Origin of the sequence: Novisyntrophococcus fermenticellae (assembly GCF_018866245.1) — a bacterium.
Taxonomy (GTDB): domain Bacteria; phylum Bacillota; class Clostridia; order Lachnospirales; family Lachnospiraceae; genus Novisyntrophococcus; species Novisyntrophococcus fermenticellae.
Map to the genome: position 1 here is coordinate 303008 of NZ_CP076458.1, position 17992 is coordinate 320999.

Genomic DNA, 17992 nt, shown 5'->3' on the forward strand with positions numbered 1-17992 from the left:
CCGCCTTTACCACATCCTGTGCTGCTGGGTCAGGTCTTTTTCCTGAGACAGTCCCGCCAGCTCCGCTGCGGAATTGATGAAGCCGCACAGCCGCTCCCTGCGCCATGTGTCGATGAGATACCGTCCGCATTCCTCGTTGAGCGCATTGATTTTCAGTACCGTATCCCGCACACACTCAGAAACGGCGGCGGGATCGCCCTGTGCCAAGGTGAGAGCGTCGATGTAATCATCCAGAATCTGCCCCATGAGAGACACATCCTCCGGGGTGTAATGATAGCTCCCGGCATAGGGATCGGGGTATTCCTTACCGTCCATGCAGCGCCGAAGCTGCTCCAGAACAGCGGGGCGTTCGTCGCAGTCCGCTTTCTGGTACTTCTCCATAAAGGCTAAAAGATCCGCTTCCCGGTTGGGGGTGTAGCGGATGAAGGACAGCATATCTTCGAGGAGTCCTGATTTGTTTTCTTTCTGCTGCTGCAGTCTGTTCATGATTTTTTCTCCCTTCTTCATTATCTGCCGCCCGCCGTTCCGAACAATTTCTCCTTATACGCCGGAGCGTGAACCGCAAGGTTATACCGCTCAATACCGCATTTGTAAAGGCACACGCCGCGCTGGGGAAAGCGGATGAGGTTATATTCGGATTCCTCCAGCTGGAGGGAATCGATATAGAACCGCTTGTCGATGTTGCCTGCGTTAAACAGAAACGCATGAGATGGAATGGAAAACAGGGGCTTTGTCAGCTCCCGGATGTGCTCGATGTTGAAGTCCTCCAAGTTCTGCGACGAAAGAATCACCGCCGACTCCTTCTTGCGCACACGCTTCATAAAATTGCGGATATATTCGATGGCCGTCAGGTTGGTGAGGAACAGGTACAACTCGTCAATGGAGGCGGCGGTGTTGCCCTCGGTCAGCAACTTGTCGCTCATGAAGGAAAGCACATTAAATAGTAGGGCGTTTTTCACGTTTCGGCTGGCCTGCAAAAGTCCCTTAACGCCGAACACGATAAAGCGGTCGGAGGTCACGTTGGTGTGGCCGTTGAAAAATTGGCTTTCCGCACCCATGCACATGGAGTGGAGCCCCAGCAGGATTTCCTGCAGTAGCTCCGGCGGATAGAGCTGGTATTTGGTTTTGTCGTAGCCCTTGTACTCGGCTTCAATCAGGGCATACAGGTCGGACAAAATGGGGTAGTCCGTGGCGGCAAGGCTCCTGAAATCGGTGCGGTCACTGATGCCGAAGCTTTCGTACAGCTTACCCAGCATGATTTCAATGGCGTCAATATGCCGGTCGGAAAAATCCTTGTAGCACCGGAAGAAATCCTTGAGAAAGCTGATGTGCTGACTGAGCTTGGTGGACTGGCGGAATGCCTGGGGTGCGTCGGCGTCCTCCGGGCTGCCGCCTTCGTCCCACGTTTTCGGCTCCAGCGGGTTGATCCGGTACCGGCCCGACATAAGGTCAATGAAACAGCCGCCGAGGTTTTCGGCCAGCTCCACATATTCGTGTTCGGGGTCCAGGCAAAGAACAGACTTGCCCGATTCGAGGATGTTGCAGAGGATAAGCTTGAGAAGATAGCTCTTGCCTTGGCCGGAGTTGCCCAAAATCATCACATTGGCGTTTGTTTTATCATCGTCGCGCTTGTCAAAATCCGCAATGATATTGGAGCCGAATTTATCTCTGCCGAGGTAAAAGCCGTGAGGATCGGTCTTGCCGCTGTAGTTGAAGGGATACAAATTGGCCACAGAGCTTGCCGGGAGCACCCGTTCAAACTGGCTGGCGAACACATTCCATCCGGCAGGGCCCACGGCGAGAAAGCCCTCCCGCTGGCGCAGCATGAGCCGGTCCACATTGAGCTTGGAACGCACCAGCTCCGTGAGCACATCGGTTTGAAGGAGCTTTAGTCCATCAAGATCATGGGCGGTCAGCTCAAGAAACACAGCGCAGTGCAGGAGCGGCTCCCGGTTTCGGTGCATGGAGGATACCAGCGTGACCACATCCTGCAGATTACTTTCGGCGGTGACGGTCTGCTGGAGGTCGTTGGTGGAGCTCTTATCCATGCGGTTCTTGTTGGCGGCATTGTGGATGATCTTCCTTTCCTCTGCCGCCGTTACCTGACGGGTGTAGATGCGCAGGGTCACGCCGTCCTTTTCTCCAAGGTGACGTAGGATGGCCTGTTCCTCCGTGGCGGTGGGATATTCCCGCAACACCCATACGCAGCGGTAGGTGTTGCCGCAGAGGAAGTGGTCGGTGTTGAATTTGATGATGCCCGGTGCGATCATGTCAAGGAAATCCTTGATTTTCACATCCTCCTGTGGCGGGGATTGGGGCTTTCTTTTTCTTGCCATCGGCGTTTCTTCCTTTCTGTTTTTGATTTTGGATATAAGAAAAGCCGCCACGTTTGTGACGGCTTGCGGTAAATGGGTTCACTTTGATAAAGATGTGAGGTATAATAAGTATCATAAAAACACGTTTTAGATAAATGAAGTTTTAGACCCTATGGAGGAGAATATGATTGTTTGGAGGTAATTGATATAAACAATACTTTAATACAATTTGTTGATGATACACTATCAAATATTGGTATGCCGGTATTAGAGCATCCCATCTTCTATCATTGTCCTATAGGTTTACGGTTTGAGATATCAGAGCCTTGGGGCGATAATAAACATTTTGCTTACTTTGAAAATGCATATCAGAAAGCATTTCAAGTTTATAGTGATTTTCCAGCAGGCTTTGATATCCTGAGAATCGATGTACATCTTGATGCGGAAAAAAGCCGTGAGAAACAGCTCGCGGATAAACGTGAAAACTTGAATATTATTTGCAGCACAACAGGTTTGCCTTTGCCTGCAGATGAAAGGGAAATCTTGATTACCCATAATTCAATGAAAAATGAAACGGATTTTCTCTTGCAAGTGGAGTGCTATTGGAACCTAAAAGACATTTCATTTGATATAAAGTCTTTACTGATGCAAATCATTCTTTCAGACTTCCCATCACAGGGCGGCGGAAATTCACAGTTTGAAAGTTCCGTATTTCTATTTGATACCGATCAAAATATATTGTTTCACTTATATGATGACCGTGGTCTTGACCTTGTTGCAAAGGAAAAAAGCACACTTTATCCGTTCTATGAAAAATATAAACACTGGATAATGGATTATGATAAGAAACAGATAGAGAGCATGTTTAAGAAGTGAAAAACAGGAAGCCAAGATTAAAAGTATTGGCTTCCTGTTTTATTTGCTCACTCATTCAAAATAACCCAACGTTCCCCATCGTAATCCTCGTACACCTCGGTGGTGACATTCTGCTCATAATAGACACCCAGCAGGCGCTTGATGTCCGATTCATCCGCCTTGCGTACCGTGAAGCCCTGATCCTTGAGGCTCTTTTCGATACGGGAAAGGTAAGGCTGAACATCGCTTTCCTTTTCATTTTTCAGCCGGATGATGATTAAGAATTCCCTTGCCGTCGCCATCTGCACCTGCATACGGTCAAGGGCGGTCTGATCCTGCATAAGCAGCTTTCGGATGACGGGGTTCTGCTCGGCGTCCATTCTGGCTTTCAGGTAGCTTTTGTTGTCCTCAAAGTTTTCGCGGCTGTTTAAGCACAGCATTTCGATATCCGAGATGCCCTTGAGCACATTCATTAGGGCATAAATCCTTGCCCCGATGCTGGAATCGGACAAAACACTGATATTCGTAGGCTTAATCATAAAAAATACCAGCTCGCCGTGGGGAGTCACAAGGCTGTGATCCGTGATACCCTCAATGCCCATGAGCTGGCGGGTGGAGGCTTTTTCTCTGGCTTCCTGTTTCTTTTCTCGGTTCATATTCACGGCCTCCATTCATAGGTCTGCTGCTTTCCGAAAAAGAAAGCGGCGGAGTAGCGGATAAAATCAAGGATGCTCACATCCTCGAAGCGGATGGATAAAAAGGCATAGACCGCTGTCAGGACAATGGGCGGCAGCCAGCCCAGCCTGGAAAAAGCGAAGACAGAAATCAGGCAGCCAATGCCGATGATTCCGATATCCCGTAGCTCCCACAGCCACAGGGTAGCCTTGGATTTTAGGTTGTCGGGGTAGATGTACATGGGGGTAATTCCTCCTGTTCCTCATCAATTTTTCGCAAAAAATAGGCGATGCCGCGGAGGACAAAGTCCACACAGGGTATCGCCACGCTGTTGCCCAGCGCCTTGTACCGGGCGCTGTCCGATGCACCGGGAATCAGCGTCCAGCCATCGGGGAAGCCTTGGAGTCTTTCGCATTCCAGCGGGGTCAGCCTGCGAATGAGGTTGCGCCTTTCCACGATGCATTTGTTCTGACTGACATACTGGCTGCCGATGCCTTTCTCGTCCCCACGGCACAGCGCACCCACCACCTCTTGGTATGGCTCACACACTGCATGCCGGTCAGAGGTCGTAATGGTGTAGCTGATGTCCGGCTGACAGCCAAGACCGTTGCCACCGTTTTCCGGTTCCCGATCGATGGTGTTGCCCGCAATGCAGATGGTTTCCTGCAAGATGGCAATGCCGCCCTGGTTCTTGCTGGGGTCGGGGTTGGTTGTGTCAATGGTTCTGGCAACATCCGTTTCCCGGCATCCCGAATGGGGATTTGCCGATTTCATGCTGTTGGATTCTTTCGAATCCAACGAAAAGGCAACGGCACTCCCCACCAGCGGAACATTGTTGCCACCGGTTCCCATCCGGGCAGACATGGTGGGCGCCACAGCATGCGGGCCGGTGTAGCGGCTGTCAATGCCGTGATTTTCAAACAGCACCGGCTGGTTATTGCCGGAGGTTCCTGCGGTAGAGGTAATGGTCGGGCAGATGCCCTCGCCAATTTCAGCGCCGCCCTGCTGAGTCGCCATGACCAGCGGCTGGTTGTTTCCTCCCTGACCGAAGCCTGCGGATACCGTTTGCGATACCGCCACCGGCCCAGTAAAACGAGAGTCTTGTGCATGGTTGTCAAACACCAACGGTTGATGTCCATGCTCCTGGGCACGGAGCGTACCGGTGATATCCTCCGTGCAGTGCATCTGGCTGCCGCCCTGATCGTTGAGGCAGAGCACCGATGGTGCCGTGCCTGTTTTAATGGTAGGGGAACACTCCGCCTGATAGCCGATTCCTCTGGCCTCGGCGCTGGCGCTGCCGCAGAAGCCTGCGGTAAGCACACAGGGGTAGCCCTGTCCGGCCTGCCCACCGCCGCCGGTTAGCGAGGTGTGCGTTTCAGGGGTCAAAAAACAATCCCCGTCACCCTTGCTGACAACTCCTGCCGCAAACAGAAGCCCTGCCGGGTTTCTGCCTCCGCCGCCGTCCGCACCGGCAAGCGTAGGCGCCACGCCTTCCGGTGTGAACACACGGCTTTGCTGGGTGTCCCATCCGTTCATGCAATTGGGCTGGGATACCAGCGGAGGATGCCCTCCCATACCAGCGCGCAGTGTAGACGAAACATCCTCGGTGACATCCATCCGTTCGCCGCCCTGATCGTTTAAGCAGAACAGCGGCTGTCGGGTGACAAAGGTCTGCATCTGCATATTTCGGGTTGCTAACAGCGCACCAGATATGCCATCTAAATCAATTACCTCATCCCTTTGGTTGACATGAAAGGCACTGATTTTCTCGATATCCGCTACAAAGGTCTGCTGCTTCATCCCCGGCTGAGCCTGTATTGCCCCTGCAACATCGTGCAAATTCCGTACTTCATCACGCTGGTTGGCGGCAAACGCTATCGCTGTTTTTTCTTCTGTCTGGATATATCCGTGCCCGCCCCCCTCGCCTCCATAAAGGGCAGGCCATGTTCCGGTTTCTTCAAAAATGCGGCGGCTTTGTACGTCCCACGGGGTCAGGCAAGCCCCGCCTGTATCATCAGCGCATCCCTGAGCTGGGGCGGCAGCTCCTTGCCTCTGGCCTCCGCTCTGCGCAATATCCCCAAACAGGCTGTCTTGCTTAAATAGTATTTCTGGTGCGGTTGTGCCTCCAAAATCTGCGACAAGGAAGATGCGACGGCGACGCTGGGCGACTCCCCAGAATTGAGCGTCCATGACTCTCCAAGCCAGGCTGAATTCATCTCCCAATAGGATAGCCCCAGCAGATTCCCAGCGCCCGGACTCAGGTCGAGGCACATCACAGGCACTGTACTTAATGCGGACGATCTCCTCGATGACCGCCCGGAAGTCCTCCCCCTCTGCGGAGCTGAAGGCCCCGGGGACATTTTCCCAAACGAGGTATCGAGGTCGAACAAGGTAAGCTGGTACGTTTCGCTGCTCATCGGATTTTCTCATCTCCTTCGCAATTCGGGTCTGCTCCATAAACAGGCCGGAGCGCGCTCCCGCCAAGCCAGCCCTCTGGCCAGCCACACTAAGGTCTTGACATGGGCTGCCGCCGCAAATGACATCCACGGGCGGCAATTTCGCTCCGTCCAGCTTTGTAATATCCCCGACATGGCGCATTTCGGGGAATCGGATTTTCGTCACTTCGATAGGAAAGGCTTCGATTTCACTGGCCCATACGGGAGTGAACCCATTGCGGACGGCGGCAAGGGGAAAGCCTCCAATCCCATCGAAGAGGCTCCCCATGCGCATCATCAGACCATCCTCATCGCCTGTATGGGAGCCTCGGCCGGTACGGTGTTTTTTACTCTGCCAATGACAAAGCCATTTTCCTGTTCCGTTACCCGGCGCACCGGGATGCCGAGCCTGACCGCTTCCTCGATTTCAAGGTGTATTCCATGGGAGCTGCGGTCGCCGTAGCACCATAGCTCGTCACAGCGGGGCAGCATGGCAAGCCCCATGTCCAGACCTGCCTGACGCTCCCGCGGATTGGAATCATCAAGGAGCTGCGGATATAGCAGATGGGGCGCAAAAAAAGCGTGCCCCTCGTTCATCACATGGCGGCACGCTCTCCTGGCATATTCGGTATTTTGTTCGATGTCCCCAGCGTAGGGGGACGCTACATAAATTACTTTCATAGGCTTTTTCCTTTCTGCGTTATTACGAGAGTAACAAGGTTCTCGTTACGGTCAAAATCTTTGATTTTGGGAACCGTAGAGGTTCTTATTTCGGCGCTACCGCCTGTACGATGGTGCGGGTGGTGTTGACGGCTGCCTGTGCGGTATACACGGCGCTCATCACATTGGCCTTTGTGCTGGTGTCCAGCCCGAAGGCTCCGGCGATTCGCGGCACTTCTCCGGCGGCCAGCATCAGTCCAAGTCCCAGCAGGGCATGGGTTCGCAGGACCATAAGCCCTGCCGTGAGGATGGTTGCCTGCAAAAATGTGGTCAGGCACAGGCCGATAATCTGCTTGCACCACTGTGTAAAGCCGTCGATATAGCCGCGGGGAACGGAAAACATATACAGGCTGCCCACGGCGATCTGGATCAGCAAAATGCCGCCGCGCTTCAGATTAGCAAAGAACACCTTAATGACCGCATAGCCCATCATGATAATCATAAAGAGCAGCAGGATGGGGCTGGTAATGACAGACAGTCCGCCGAACACGCCGGAGCCCATGGCGCCGCCGATGTCCGCCGAGCTGCCAAGCTCGGAAATGATGTTTCCGGCAAGGTCGCCAAAGCTGGTTCCATACCCGGTGATGCCCGCCGTGAGGCTGCTCTGGAGATTGACCGAAAGCTTGAACAGCTCCACCGGTACGATGGTAAAAAGAGACACCGCCATAAAGCCCTTGATGGCGTTTAAAGCGGTGTCCTTTACGCTGCCCCGGCCGTGCTGGTATTCTATGCCGGTTTCAAACACCGACACCACCAGCCCGGTTCCGTACAGCGCCCAAGCCAGATAGGAGAAAAACAGGACGATGGACTGTACCCAGCTCATCTCAAACAGCTCCACGCCCATGTTCCCCATCTGTGCAAAGAAGTCGGCCAGAAAGCCGACCACCTGTCCGTAGAGCCATTCGATGATCTGATCCATCACGGTTCCAAGGACGAAGTCCCATATGAACATTGGATTTTCACCTCTTTTCTGTAGAAATAAAAAAGGCACACCATAGCAATGCTGCGGTGTGCCTTTGTATCTGCCTGAACGGATTTCAGGCAGGGCGCAATGATTCATAAAACTTCAAAAACGACTTGACAATCTGTTCGTTCAGAGCTTCAATACCACACAACGGTGGCCGCCGAAATAAGGAAAAGGAGGTCAGTTGCGTGGCAGATTACAAAAAAATGTATGATTCGCTGTTTAACGATGTGACAGATGCCATTTCGCTGCTTCAGCGTGCGCAGCAAAAGACGGAGGAGCTTTTCATCTCCGGCGATGACGGTGTTGTGCTGGAACTCAAAAGAGATTCAGAACCCGACGGCAACGATAAATAACAAAGTCCGTTTGCAAAAAGCAAGGAGAGCGGTTCTGCCGCTCTCCTTGTTTTGCTGCTGCAAACGCCTTTTGGGAGAAATAAAAAAGGCGCACCGTGGGTTCATTCACAGTGCGCCTTGGAAAGTATTTGTGATTGTTGTTTTAGCTCGCTCACTCTGACAGGGTTTATATAATGGGTGGCATAGGCTTTTTCAATGTCCTCGCCGCCGCTTTTGGAAAACCGGAGTTTCTTTGCATGGGGGAAGCTTTTCAGTCCCCACTGTTTATAAAAAGTCCACGAAGCCTTGAGTTTGTTTTTGGCGGCATAGCTTCGGATTTCCCGCATGATAAGGGACAGCTCGGAGAGGTTCACCTTGCAGACACGCTCCAAATAATCCACCTTGCCGAAGCGCCACCGCTCATAATCCTCTTTGGAGAGGATGCTCAGATCCATCAGCACCTGCACCGGTGCCGCTATACCGCTCTTTTGGAGCTGCTGATACATGGAGTTATGAATTTTCCCCACAATTTCGCCGTGCTTCATCGCATCGCCTCCTGTGCGTTACAGCATTTTCTGCTGGGTATGCTCACCGGGAGCCTGCGTCCTTTCAAGACCCTCATCCAACTGGAGTAGGGTTTGGTTCAAGACTGCCATGCTTTCAGAGAGCTGTGCCGGAGAAAGAATGTCTCTTTGGGAAAATACATAAATCTCCTGCATTTTTGAAAAGGCTACCGTCAGCTCGGCATCCGTGCCAACAGCATCAAAAAGGGTGAATTGGGAAAAAGGTTTTTCCGACAGGTCACTTCCGATCCGCTCCCTTTCTTCTTTTCGCTTATAGGCGAGCATGGCTGTGAGTTCTTCCGGCGCTGAGAGCAGGGTGCGGATTCTTTCCTGTTCCATCATGATGGCAAGGTCATAAAGGTGCTTGGCGGTATCAAACAGCATACGCCGCTGGTAATAAAATTCCGCAGCCAGTATTTTATCTGCGAAGATACGTTCCAGCTTGATGGTCTGCACAGGAAAGAGTTTTACTCCGTAATTTGATTCGAGAATTTGGCGTTGCTCACCGGTTGCCTCTGAATAAAGAAGTGGTGAGATTTCAAGGATTTCCACCGGCTCGCTGATGGTGAAGGATGTTGCCTCCACCTTTACATAGCCAAAACGCTGCAGGGCATCAGCGGAATCCACCGCAGTTACAGGAACGTATTCATATACGCTGGTGATGCTGCCCTTCTGATTGCTTTCTCTGGCTTTATCGGTTGTCCTTGAAAGAGTATGATAGCCGTTTGCCGATGTTTCCAGCCGCTTTTTTCCCTGACTTTTTGAACAGTCATGAACTGCAACCGTCAGATCAATATCTTCCGAAAAGCGTTTCATTCGGCCGATGGATTTATACAGGGCGGTTCCGCCTTTAAAGTATGCGGGAAGGGACTCCTGCTTTACGGACAGCTCCCATAGTAGCAGCGTCAGATAGTAATCCTTTTCTATAATGTCGCTTCGGATGCCTGTTCTGCGGCTGACGTCCGAGAGCAGGGCTTCAAATGCGTCTTTATCCTGATGTAAGTTCATTGTTCACCTCCATGAGTAAATCGATAAGGGGCAGTATCACCTTTGCCGAGTAATGTTTGCGTGCGGTAAACAGCAGGGCAAGACCATCCAGTTCCTGTCGCTTTGCATAGCCTGTCAGCAGTAGCTCCGGCTTCTCCGCATCTATATGCGCATCGGCAAGCGCCATTGTCAGATCGATGAACTGGAGATATTTCCAGTTGTCGTCCGTTATCGGCACAGCAGGCTTTTTCAGCTTAATATGGCAATCTTTCGGCAGCTTTGCGCCATAACGGTTTGTGGTGATTTCCATGTTGCGGGGAATCAACGTCGTCAGTCCCAGCCTGTTCATCAGGAATGCGCCGGATTCGTACCCGATTTTGGCGCCGTTCTGTTCCGTCAGGGTTTTCTTCATCACCTGCTCAATGCTCGGCGTAACTTTCCCGAATATGGTCTGCTTCACCTGACAATAGACGCCCTTTTGCAGTCTTTCAATTTCGCCCTTGTCCGCCATCCGCTTCAGCTTCACATTGGTCAGTGCCTTGGCCTGCTCATAGGGCAAGGCAAAGGTTTCCGCCAGTTGTGCCGCAATATTTTCTGTTTGAATTGCTGCCTCGTAGGGAATATTTTTAACAGTCTCTGCAATGTGTTCTCCATATCCAATCTGCTCCATGTGCTTCACCTCCCGGTTAAGTGATATTATATGGTTGATTTTCATTTATAATCATTGCCATTATAATATCACTTTATGCGCCGAAAGTCAATTTTCTCCTGATTACATACCAAGTATCGTCCAGTCAATACTTGCATAAGGACGGTGAACGGATTTTAATTTTCAAACAAAGCCCCCCTTTTTCAAGAAATGGGAAATTATCATATTTTAGTTGACAATTACATTACAGCCGCATATAATATTTAGTAACCTCTTTGCACTGCATTACATTCTTTACTTGGAATGCGAGATCAACAGTACAAACTGAGCAGGCGATGAACCTTTTTTATAAGAGGTCATGGGGCCGGGCCACCCAACGAGTGGCAGCAGATTGCATAATGCGCACATCTGTGGGACAGTAGTATGTTCCATAGGTGTGCTATTTTTATACCCAAATGGAACAACGACCACGAAAATGGAGTGCCATAGAGCTATCAAACGACTGCCGAAAGGCTAAAACGGAGGTAACTTTTATGACAAGCAACAAACTGAACATGGCAGGCCTAGCCGCCGCCGAAGCAAAACGATTGCAGGAACAATATGGCAAAAATGAATTGACCTCACAGAAGAAAGAGAGCTTTCTAAGAAAAGTTCTGCACATTATCTGTGAGCCGATGTTTTTGCTGCTGATTGTTGCTGCAATCATCTATTTTATTCTGGGTGAACCCAGAGATGGTGCGATTATGCTCATTTTTGTAGTGGGCATTATCAGCATTGATGTCATCCAAGAATGGAAAACAGATAAAACCTTGAACGCTCTCAAGGATTTGTCTGCCCCACATGTCACAGTCATTCGTGACGGCAAGGAGCAGACAATTGCAAGCTGCGATCTTGTTCCTGGCGACTTAATGATGATTTATGAGGGAGTCAAAATTCCTGCTGATGGTATTGTGCTAAAATGTAATGACCTGTGCGTGGATGAGTCCTCCTTAACAGGCGAAGCAGAAGGTGTGTGGAAAATTCCAACCGAAAGTGCAGAGCCCATTTCTGACTATTGGCGGAAGGATTACTGTTATGCAGGAACTTTGGTCACACAAGGAACAGCAACAGTGCTGGTTGACAAAATCGGCGGAGCTACCGAATACGGTAAAATCGGTGCAAATGTTGCCGCAGCACCCGATGAGGATACTCCGCTTCAAAAGCAGACAGGCAGCCTTGTTAAGCTATGCGCTGGAATAGCGGCCGTTTTGTTTGCCCTTGTGGGTGTGTTCACTTGGTTTAACATACCAGACCATGGCTTTGGAGACCGACTCATTGAGAGTATTCTATCTGGTATTACCCTTGCGATGGCAATGATACCCGAGGAGTTTCCGGTGATTCTTACCGTGTTCCTTTCTATGGGTGCGTGGCGGCTTGCTAAGAAAAACTCACTTGTACGCAAGCTTCCGTCCGTTGAAACGCTGGGTGCTGTATCGGTACTTTGCGTAGACAAAACCGGTACCATCACTATGAACCAGATGACTGTGCAGGACACTTGGGCGGCTGATGGCGACACCCATAACTTGTGTGAAGTGATGGGGCTTGGCTGCGAAACTGACGCCTATGACCCAATGGAAAAAGCAATGCTTAAACATTGTGATGGGCTTGGCATCTCCAAAGAACATCTCTTTGGCGGCGAACTAATTAGCGAATATGCTTTTACCAATGAACTGAAAATGATGGGACATATATGGAGAAGAAACGGCAGCATTGTTATTGCCGCAAAAGGTTCACCAGAGCGTATTTTGACCATCTGTGAGCTGACGGAGAACGACAAAGAAGTAGCGGAGCATAAAATTACCGAAATGTCGAAACAAGGCTTGCGAGTCATTGCGGTTGCCACTGCAAGCCCTCAGAGCGAATCGGAAATTCCAGCACAAATCATCGATTGTCGTTTGACGCTTTGCGGACTCATCGGGCTTGCAGATCCCCCACGTGAAAGCGTAAAAGCAGACATTGCGGTATGCAATAGGGCGGGTATTCGTGTTGTTATGATTACAGGCGACAACGGAATTACCGCATCCTCTATTGCAAAGAAAATTGGTATGCCAAACAGTGACCATATCATCACAGGCGATATGCTAAACGAAATGACTGACGTGCAACTGCGTGAAAGGGTTAAGGATGTCAGCATTTTCTCCCGTGTTATTCCTGAACATAAAATGCGCATTGTGAAAGCGTTTAAGGACAACGGCGAGATTGTTGCTATGACCGGTGACGGTGTTAATGATGCACCTGCTCTAAAATATGCAGACATCGGCATTGCAATGGGCAAGCGTGGCAGTGAGGTATCTCGTGAGGCCGCCGACCTTATTTTAATGGACGACAACTTTACCACCATTGTGGAAACAGTCAAGGATGGCAGGCGAATTTATGATAATATCCGCAAGGCAGTGGGCTATGTGTTCACCATTCACATCCCTATTGCATTTGCCTCCCTGCTTGCACCTATCCTCGGCATTGCGCCGACAGCACTGCTTTTGCTGCCGCTGCACGTTGTGCTTTTGGAGCTGCTGATTGACCCCACCTGCTCCATTGTGCTGGAGCGCCAGCCTGCCGAAACAGATATTATGGAACGAAAACCTCGTGACCCCAAGGAAAAGCTTTTGACTGCGCACATTCTGGCGAAAAGCGTGTTGCAGGGTCTTGTCATCTTTGCCGCATCCTTTGGTGCTTACTATGTGACGCTCTCCGGCAATGCAGACAATGCATCGGTTGCCCGCGCCATAGGGCTTTCCATTATTATGATTTCCAACTTATTCTTGGTGCAGGTGAACAGCTCTGATCATGACTTCGCCCTGCAATCTATCATTCGTCTTGCAAAAGACAAGGTAATGTGGGCCGTGAACTTCGGAACACTTGCGATGCTGGGCATTATCCTTTACTCTCCGCTGAATGCATTCTTGAAGCTGGCACCGCTGTCTGTACCCATGCTTTTGAAAGCCGTTGGGATTGCAGCAGTAGCCGTGTTCTGGTATGAGCTTGTGAAGCTTGTAAAAAAGCTGCTCAGAAGGTAAGCCTATGGGCTGGTATCAAGATATTGCTTTTCCAACGCTGATGCGATGGAATATTGGAAAAAATTCCATTTTGAAAAAGCGTACCGCACTGCTGAAACACGCATACGGCAACATTCTTGAAATAGGAATTGGGGAAGGCACCAACCTTCCCCTTTATCCTACTAATATTACACACATTGCTACTGTGGAGGCTTATCCTAGAAAGCTGAAGGATAGTGCCATCGAGGTTGCGTTATTTTCGGAAAGTGCCGCTGCACTTCATTTTGACGACAACACATTTGATACTGTGGTTTCAACCTTTTCCTTGTGCAGTGTGGATGATTTAGAACAATATAGTCCAGAGTATCCTTGTCAAAGGCAGGTGAGCGAATTTTAGTTATCATATCATTTTTCTCCTTTTTCCTCTGTTCATATGGTGAACATGTTTTCTCTTCAAACCTCACCTTAGATCCTTTAATATCCATTTTCATTGACAGAAAATAAAAGATGTAGTATCATACAGTTTAGTTGATACTACATCTTTTTTATGCTGGAGGTGCTATTATGGATGCCACTAAACGGCAAATCACAAAGATTGCCCGTGAAGTCAATAAGTTTACTGCCCGTATGCTGAAGCTGGACGGTATTGGAACTGCGGAATATGATTTCATCCATGTGGTTCGCAAAAATCCCGGCATCACACAGGCTGCCATTCGGGAGATTCTCGCATTGGATAAAGGGGCCGCTGCCCGCCGTGCGGCCAATCTGGAGGCAAAGGGGTATCTTATCAGAAAGGCAAACCCTGCCGATGGCCGCAGCCAGCTGCTCTATGCCACTGAAAAGGCTGACCAATTAAAAAACTCCAAGGCTTCCGTTGAAGCTCTTTATTATGAATATTTGCAGGAAACATTGTCTCCTGAGGAAAATGCTGAGTTCTGTCGGCTGCTGAACATCCTTTACACGCGCTCCAAGGCAGAGAGCAAGGCAGACTTTCCAAACCTCATTCACCGCTTTTTAGAAGGGAGCGGAGGAAAATGAGCAGCACAAATCAAAATATCAAACAGGTTTCTCAGCCTGACCATATTCTGTCCTACTTCAAGATGGAACGTTGGTCGCTCACGCTGGTTACGATTTCAGGCATCCTTTACAATGTTGGAATGATTGCGGGGCCATATTTTGAAGGCCGTTTGGCACAGTGCCTGTTCGACATTATGGGTGGTCGTGAATCCTTTTCCGCCATGCTGTCACTGGCGGTGGTCTATCTGATTGTCATTTTAGCCGTGCAGGTCATGCGCTGCGTGAAGCGCTTCTATGTGCGCCGTTTTGCAAATAATACCAGCCGCAACATGCGTCATATGCTCTACAACAGCCTCGTGAACATGAGCCGGGATGAACTGGAGCGAGAAAGCATTGGAACGGTGATGACCAAAGCGGTATCGGATGTGGATGCCTGCGCGGAGGGCATGCGAAAGTTCACCACAGAGGTGTTTGATACCGGCGTGGTGCTGATTGCGTACCTTGCCATGCTGTTTTATTACGACTGGCGTCTGACGCTGATTTCCTGTGCCTTTACCCCTGTCGCTTATTTCATCGCAGGACGTTTGAAACACCGGGTAACGCAGTACAACGGGACATACAAAAAAAGCGCCGAACGGCTGAACGGTGCCACCATGGACAGAGTCTCCAATGCGGTTACCTATCGCATTTACAGCTGTGATAAAAACAGGGACCTAGCTTATGAGGGGTACCTGAGAGACTATGAAAAGTGCGCAGTGGCAGCAAATTTTTGGGAGAACACCATGCAGCCGCTCTACCACATCATTTCCATGTGCGGTGTGATATTTGTCTTGTATCTGGGCGGTAAAAATGTTACCGGTACTGGCTGGAGCAACTGGAATATCGCCGCTTTCACCACATTCCTGTCCTGCTTTGCCAAAATGGCGCTCAAGTCATCCAAGACTGCGAAGCTGTTTAATTCTGTTCAAAAGGCACAGGTTTCCTGGGCGAGAATCAAACCGCTTATGAAAGAGTATGTGGAGCAGTCTACTCTGTCCGATATGGATTTTTCTGCCGGGGCATCGATTAAAGTGCGGGATTTGTCTCTGCGCTGGGAAAACGGGCAGCAGGTGCTGCACGGGATTTCTTTTTCCGCACAGCCGGGACAAATCATCGGCGTGACGGGAGCAGTTGCCAGCGGAAAATCCATGCTGGGCAAGGCGCTGTTGGGGGAACTGCCCTACGAGGGTAGCATTGAGGTAGATGAGCGAGAACTGCGCACGCTGAGTTTATACGAGCGCAGCCGGCTGCTGTCCTATCTGGGGCATGAACCGGAGCTGATGACAGAGAGCATTGAAGAAAATATTCGTCTGGGTGAAAAAGGCGAAATAGCCCGCTGCCTGAAAACGGTGTGTCTGGCAGATGAAATTTGTAAAATGCCGCAGGGAGCGGCTACCTCCGTCGGCAGCGGTGGAATCCGTCTGTCGGGCGGTCAGCAGGCACGTCTTGCGCTGGCTCGCACCTGCTATCATGCACGGCAGATTTTGATTTTGGATGACCCCTTTTCCGCAGTGGACCAAAAAACCGAACGGGAGATTTTTGCAAATCTGCGTCTGCTGGCTGCAGACCGCATCGTTATTTTAATTTCCCACCGTTTACAGCTGTTTCCACAGTTGGATCATGTACTCTTTCTGGAGCATGGCACGAGCGTACTTTCCACCCATTCTGCGCTGATGCGGGGAAACAGCACCTATGAGACACTCTATCAGGCGCAGGCAATGGGAGGTGCAGGCCATGAAGAATAAGAACGGACTTGGCGTCGTTTTTCGGAAGACCGTCCGTCAAAACAGTGGGATGACCCTTCTCACCGGTATTCTGATCGCCGCCTGTGTGGCAGCCGCGCTGTTTCCTCCCCTTGTTCTGGAGCAGATGGTAAACCGGCTGACCGGACGGCAGGCCGTTTCTCTTGTGCTGCCCCTTGGTTACTTTGGGCTGCTGGCACTTTCTGATTTGCTGGAGTCAGGTCAGAGCGTGATGATTACGGTGTTCGGGCAAAAGATGACCCATAGTCTGCGCAGCGAGCTTTGCGCCAAACTGAAACGACTGCCGGCGGCTTATTTTACACAGCATGCCCCCGCCAAAATCACCTCTCGCTTTGTCAATGATGTGGATGTGGTGGATTCTCTCTTTACAAACGGCATTATCGGGATGGTTGCCGATGCGTTTAAGGTACTGAGCATTCTTATGGTCATCTTTTATAAAAGCACCGGGCTTGGAATCCTGATGCTTTTGGTGACTCCGGCGCTGTTCGCCATGACGCGTCTGTTTCAAAAGCGAATGCTCAAGGCGCAGCTTGCAAACCGTGTCGCCGTCAGCAAGGTAAACAATCATGTGCCTGAAACCATTCATAACATCCGCACGATTCATACCCTGTTTCGGCAAAAGTACATGGAAGAAAAGTATGATTCCTATATTGAGGAAAGCTTCCGTGCCCTCGATAAGTCCAATCTGTATGATTCCATTTATTCTCCCATCGTCATTTTTGTCAGCTCCTGCGTGATTGCAGTGATGATGGTGTTCGCCGCTTTGGGCGGTGGAATGCAACAGTTTTTTGGAATTACCGTGGGTACGGCAGTTGCCATCATCGCCTATGTGGGCAAGGTGTTTGAGCCGCTTGAAAGCATCGGCATGGAGATCCAGAACATTCAGTCTGCTGTGGCAGGCGTAAAGCGAATCAACGAATTCCTGTCTGAAAGAGAGCGCACCGTTCCGGAGGGCACCTCAAACAGGGCGTTTTCCGACGCAAACGGGGAATCAGCTATTAGCTTTGACAATGTGGAATTTGGATATGACGATAAAACCGTAGTCTTACAGGATATGAGTTTTTCTGTGCAGCAGGGCGAAGCAGTCACATTTATAGGCAGAACCGGTGCCGGAAAAAGCACGCTGTTCAAGTTGATTCTTGGCTTGTATGCTCCGCAAAAAGGGCAAATATTGATCAATGACATTGATGCCGCCCAAATTTCAGATAAACGAAAAAGAAAGCTGTTCGGTTATGTGGAGCAGACCTTTCATTCAGTTGCCGGAACTGTGGCGGAGCAAATTTCTCTGTTTGATGATTCCATCGGTCAGAAACAGATTGAAGAAGCTGCAAAACTGGTAGGCCTGCATGAAAATATTATGGAACTGGACCAGAGGTACAACACGCCGGTGGAAAAGCTCACCTTCTCTCAAGGTCAGTTTCAGCTTCTCTCCATTGCAAGGGCGGTTGCGTCACAGCCTAAAATTTTACTGCTGGACGAAATCACTGCAAATCTGGACAGTGAAACTGAGTTGCGGGTGCTGCAGGGCCTGGAACGGGCGTGTAAGGGGCGGACCGTATTGTCTATCTCCCATCGTCTGAATGAGAGCACGCACAGTTCTCGCTTGATTCAAATTGGTGAATAACAAAATGTGAAGCCCT

Annotated in this window: 17 protein-coding genes and 1 riboswitch; of the genes, 7 read left to right on the forward strand and 10 right to left on the reverse strand. The window is 50.3% G+C overall.

The genetic code is table 11. The features are described 5' to 3' along the window. Positions 1-6: 6 nt before the first annotated feature. On the reverse strand, positions 7-507 hold the full coding sequence (locus KNL20_RS01395) for a hypothetical protein (protein ID WP_018307443.1): 501 nt from the start codon (positions 505-507) through the stop codon (positions 7-9). Further along, positions 507-2336, reverse strand: a complete 1830-nt coding sequence (locus KNL20_RS01400; RefSeq protein WP_026199019.1) for a VirB4 family type IV secretion system protein — start codon at positions 2334-2336, stop codon at positions 507-509. The genes KNL20_RS01395 and KNL20_RS01400 overlap by 1 nt, the downstream gene beginning before the upstream one ends. 171 nt (positions 2337-2507) lie before the next feature. Between KNL20_RS01400 and KNL20_RS01405 the strand changes: the two genes are divergently transcribed. Continuing rightward, positions 2508-3191 carry a DUF3885 domain-containing protein gene (locus KNL20_RS01405; RefSeq protein WP_018307441.1) on the forward strand — a complete coding sequence of 228 codons (684 nt, stop codon included), beginning with the start codon at positions 2508-2510 and terminating at the stop codon, positions 3189-3191. A gap of 47 nt (positions 3192-3238) precedes the next feature. Here KNL20_RS01405 and KNL20_RS01410 read toward each other — a convergent pair whose 3' ends face one another. The 5 genes from KNL20_RS01410 to KNL20_RS01430 form a co-directional block, all read right to left on the reverse strand. Further along, complete coding sequence (locus tag KNL20_RS01410; RefSeq protein ID WP_026199018.1) at positions 3239-3826, reverse strand: hypothetical protein; 588 nt, start codon at positions 3824-3826, stop codon at positions 3239-3241. 2 nt (positions 3827-3828) lie between these two features. Then, positions 3829-4086, reverse strand: a complete 258-nt coding sequence (locus KNL20_RS01415) for a hypothetical protein (RefSeq protein ID WP_018307439.1) — start codon at positions 4084-4086, stop codon at positions 3829-3831. After that, on the reverse strand, positions 4062-6569 hold the full coding sequence (locus tag KNL20_RS01420; protein ID WP_334299997.1) for a DNA cytosine methyltransferase: 2508 nt from the start codon (positions 6567-6569) through the stop codon (positions 4062-4064). Before KNL20_RS01420 ends, KNL20_RS01415 begins: the two co-directional genes overlap by 25 nt. A gap of 8 nt (positions 6570-6577) precedes the next feature. After that, positions 6578-6961: a DUF7768 domain-containing protein gene (locus KNL20_RS01425; RefSeq protein WP_018307437.1), complete on the reverse strand. Its 384-nt coding sequence runs from the start codon at positions 6959-6961 to the stop codon at positions 6578-6580. Between the two features lie 85 nt (positions 6962-7046). Continuing rightward, positions 7047-7952, reverse strand: coding sequence for a conjugal transfer protein TrbL family protein (locus KNL20_RS01430; protein ID WP_018307436.1), 906 nt, complete (start codon positions 7950-7952; stop codon positions 7047-7049). A 200-nt stretch (positions 7953-8152) separates the two neighbouring features. Between KNL20_RS01430 and KNL20_RS01435 the strand changes: the two genes are divergently transcribed. Next, complete coding sequence (locus KNL20_RS01435) at positions 8153-8320, forward strand: hypothetical protein (RefSeq protein WP_018307435.1); 168 nt, start codon at positions 8153-8155, stop codon at positions 8318-8320. A gap of 101 nt (positions 8321-8421) precedes the next feature. Here KNL20_RS01435 and KNL20_RS01440 read toward each other — a convergent pair whose 3' ends face one another. The 3 genes from KNL20_RS01440 to KNL20_RS01450 are packed head-to-tail and all read right to left on the reverse strand — an operon-like array spanning position 8422 to position 10519. After that, entirely contained in the window at positions 8422-8844 is a 423-nt protein-coding gene (locus tag KNL20_RS01440) for a hypothetical protein (protein ID WP_018307434.1), read from the reverse strand. An 18-nt stretch (positions 8845-8862) separates the two neighbouring features. Further along, positions 8863-9870 carry a nucleotidyl transferase AbiEii/AbiGii toxin family protein gene (locus tag KNL20_RS01445; protein WP_018307433.1) on the reverse strand — a complete coding sequence of 336 codons (1008 nt, stop codon included), beginning with the start codon at positions 9868-9870 and terminating at the stop codon, positions 8863-8865. Further along, on the reverse strand, positions 9851-10519 hold the full coding sequence (locus KNL20_RS01450) for a DUF6088 family protein (RefSeq protein WP_018307432.1): 669 nt from the start codon (positions 10517-10519) through the stop codon (positions 9851-9853). Before KNL20_RS01450 ends, KNL20_RS01445 begins: the two co-directional genes overlap by 20 nt. 293 nt (positions 10520-10812) lie before the next feature. Then, positions 10813-10919: riboswitch (NiCo riboswitch) on the forward strand. Between the two features lie 112 nt (positions 10920-11031). Here KNL20_RS01450 and KNL20_RS01455 point away from each other — a divergent pair. The 5 genes from KNL20_RS01455 to KNL20_RS01475 all read left to right on the forward strand — a co-directional run bounded on the left by KNL20_RS01455 (position 11032) and on the right by KNL20_RS01475 (position 17976). Next, positions 11032-13554: a cation-translocating P-type ATPase gene (locus KNL20_RS01455; protein ID WP_230398907.1), complete on the forward strand. Its 2523-nt coding sequence runs from the start codon at positions 11032-11034 to the stop codon at positions 13552-13554. Between the two features lie 4 nt (positions 13555-13558). Next, positions 13559-13930: a class I SAM-dependent methyltransferase gene (locus tag KNL20_RS01460; protein ID WP_018306936.1), complete on the forward strand. Its 372-nt coding sequence runs from the start codon at positions 13559-13561 to the stop codon at positions 13928-13930. Between the two features lie 167 nt (positions 13931-14097). Beyond that, a complete protein-coding gene (locus KNL20_RS01465; protein ID WP_230398908.1) occupies positions 14098-14571 on the forward strand; it encodes a MarR family winged helix-turn-helix transcriptional regulator in 474 nt (157 codons plus the stop codon). After that, entirely contained in the window at positions 14568-16334 is a 1767-nt protein-coding gene (locus KNL20_RS01470; protein WP_230398909.1) for an ABC transporter ATP-binding protein, read from the forward strand. The genes KNL20_RS01465 and KNL20_RS01470 overlap by 4 nt, the downstream gene beginning before the upstream one ends. Further along, positions 16324-17976: an ABC transporter ATP-binding protein gene (locus tag KNL20_RS01475; protein ID WP_230398910.1), complete on the forward strand. Its 1653-nt coding sequence runs from the start codon at positions 16324-16326 to the stop codon at positions 17974-17976. The genes KNL20_RS01470 and KNL20_RS01475 overlap by 11 nt, the downstream gene beginning before the upstream one ends. The last annotated feature ends 16 nt before the right edge of the window (positions 17977-17992 follow it).

What these genes read in the sequence shown, in the direction of transcription:
- KNL20_RS01465 (WP_230398908.1), top strand. Translation starts at nt 14,098, where the DNA reads ATGGATGCCACTAAACGGCAAATCACAAAGATTGCCCGTGAAGTCAAT.
- KNL20_RS01440 (WP_018307434.1), bottom strand. Translation starts at nt 8,844, where the DNA reads ATGAAGCACGGCGAAATTGTGGGGAAAATTCATAACTCCATGTATCAG.
- KNL20_RS01455 (WP_230398907.1), top strand. Translation starts at nt 11,032, where the DNA reads ATGACAAGCAACAAACTGAACATGGCAGGCCTAGCCGCCGCCGAAGCA.
- KNL20_RS01425 (WP_018307437.1), bottom strand. Translation starts at nt 6,961, where the DNA reads ATGAAAGTAATTTATGTAGCGTCCCCCTACGCTGGGGACATCGAACAA.
- KNL20_RS01470 (WP_230398909.1), top strand. Translation starts at nt 14,568, where the DNA reads ATGAGCAGCACAAATCAAAATATCAAACAGGTTTCTCAGCCTGACCAT.
- KNL20_RS01415 (WP_018307439.1), bottom strand. Translation starts at nt 4,086, where the DNA reads ATGTACATCTACCCCGACAACCTAAAATCCAAGGCTACCCTGTGGCTG.
- KNL20_RS01450 (WP_018307432.1), bottom strand. Translation starts at nt 10,519, where the DNA reads ATGGAGCAGATTGGATATGGAGAACACATTGCAGAGACTGTTAAAAAT.
- KNL20_RS01460 (WP_018306936.1), top strand. Translation starts at nt 13,559, where the DNA reads ATGGGCTGGTATCAAGATATTGCTTTTCCAACGCTGATGCGATGGAAT.
- KNL20_RS01475 (WP_230398910.1), top strand. Translation starts at nt 16,324, where the DNA reads ATGAAGAATAAGAACGGACTTGGCGTCGTTTTTCGGAAGACCGTCCGT.
- KNL20_RS01410 (WP_026199018.1), bottom strand. Translation starts at nt 3,826, where the DNA reads ATGAACCGAGAAAAGAAACAGGAAGCCAGAGAAAAAGCCTCCACCCGC.
- KNL20_RS01400 (WP_026199019.1), bottom strand. Translation starts at nt 2,336, where the DNA reads ATGGCAAGAAAAAGAAAGCCCCAATCCCCGCCACAGGAGGATGTGAAA.
- KNL20_RS01395 (WP_018307443.1), bottom strand. Translation starts at nt 507, where the DNA reads ATGAAGAAGGGAGAAAAAATCATGAACAGACTGCAGCAGCAGAAAGAA.
- KNL20_RS01430 (WP_018307436.1), bottom strand. Translation starts at nt 7,952, where the DNA reads ATGTTCATATGGGACTTCGTCCTTGGAACCGTGATGGATCAGATCATC.
- KNL20_RS01420 (WP_334299997.1), bottom strand. Translation starts at nt 6,569, where the DNA reads ATGGGGAGCCTCTTCGATGGGATTGGAGGCTTTCCCCTTGCCGCCGTC.
- KNL20_RS01445 (WP_018307433.1), bottom strand. Translation starts at nt 9,870, where the DNA reads ATGAACTTACATCAGGATAAAGACGCATTTGAAGCCCTGCTCTCGGAC.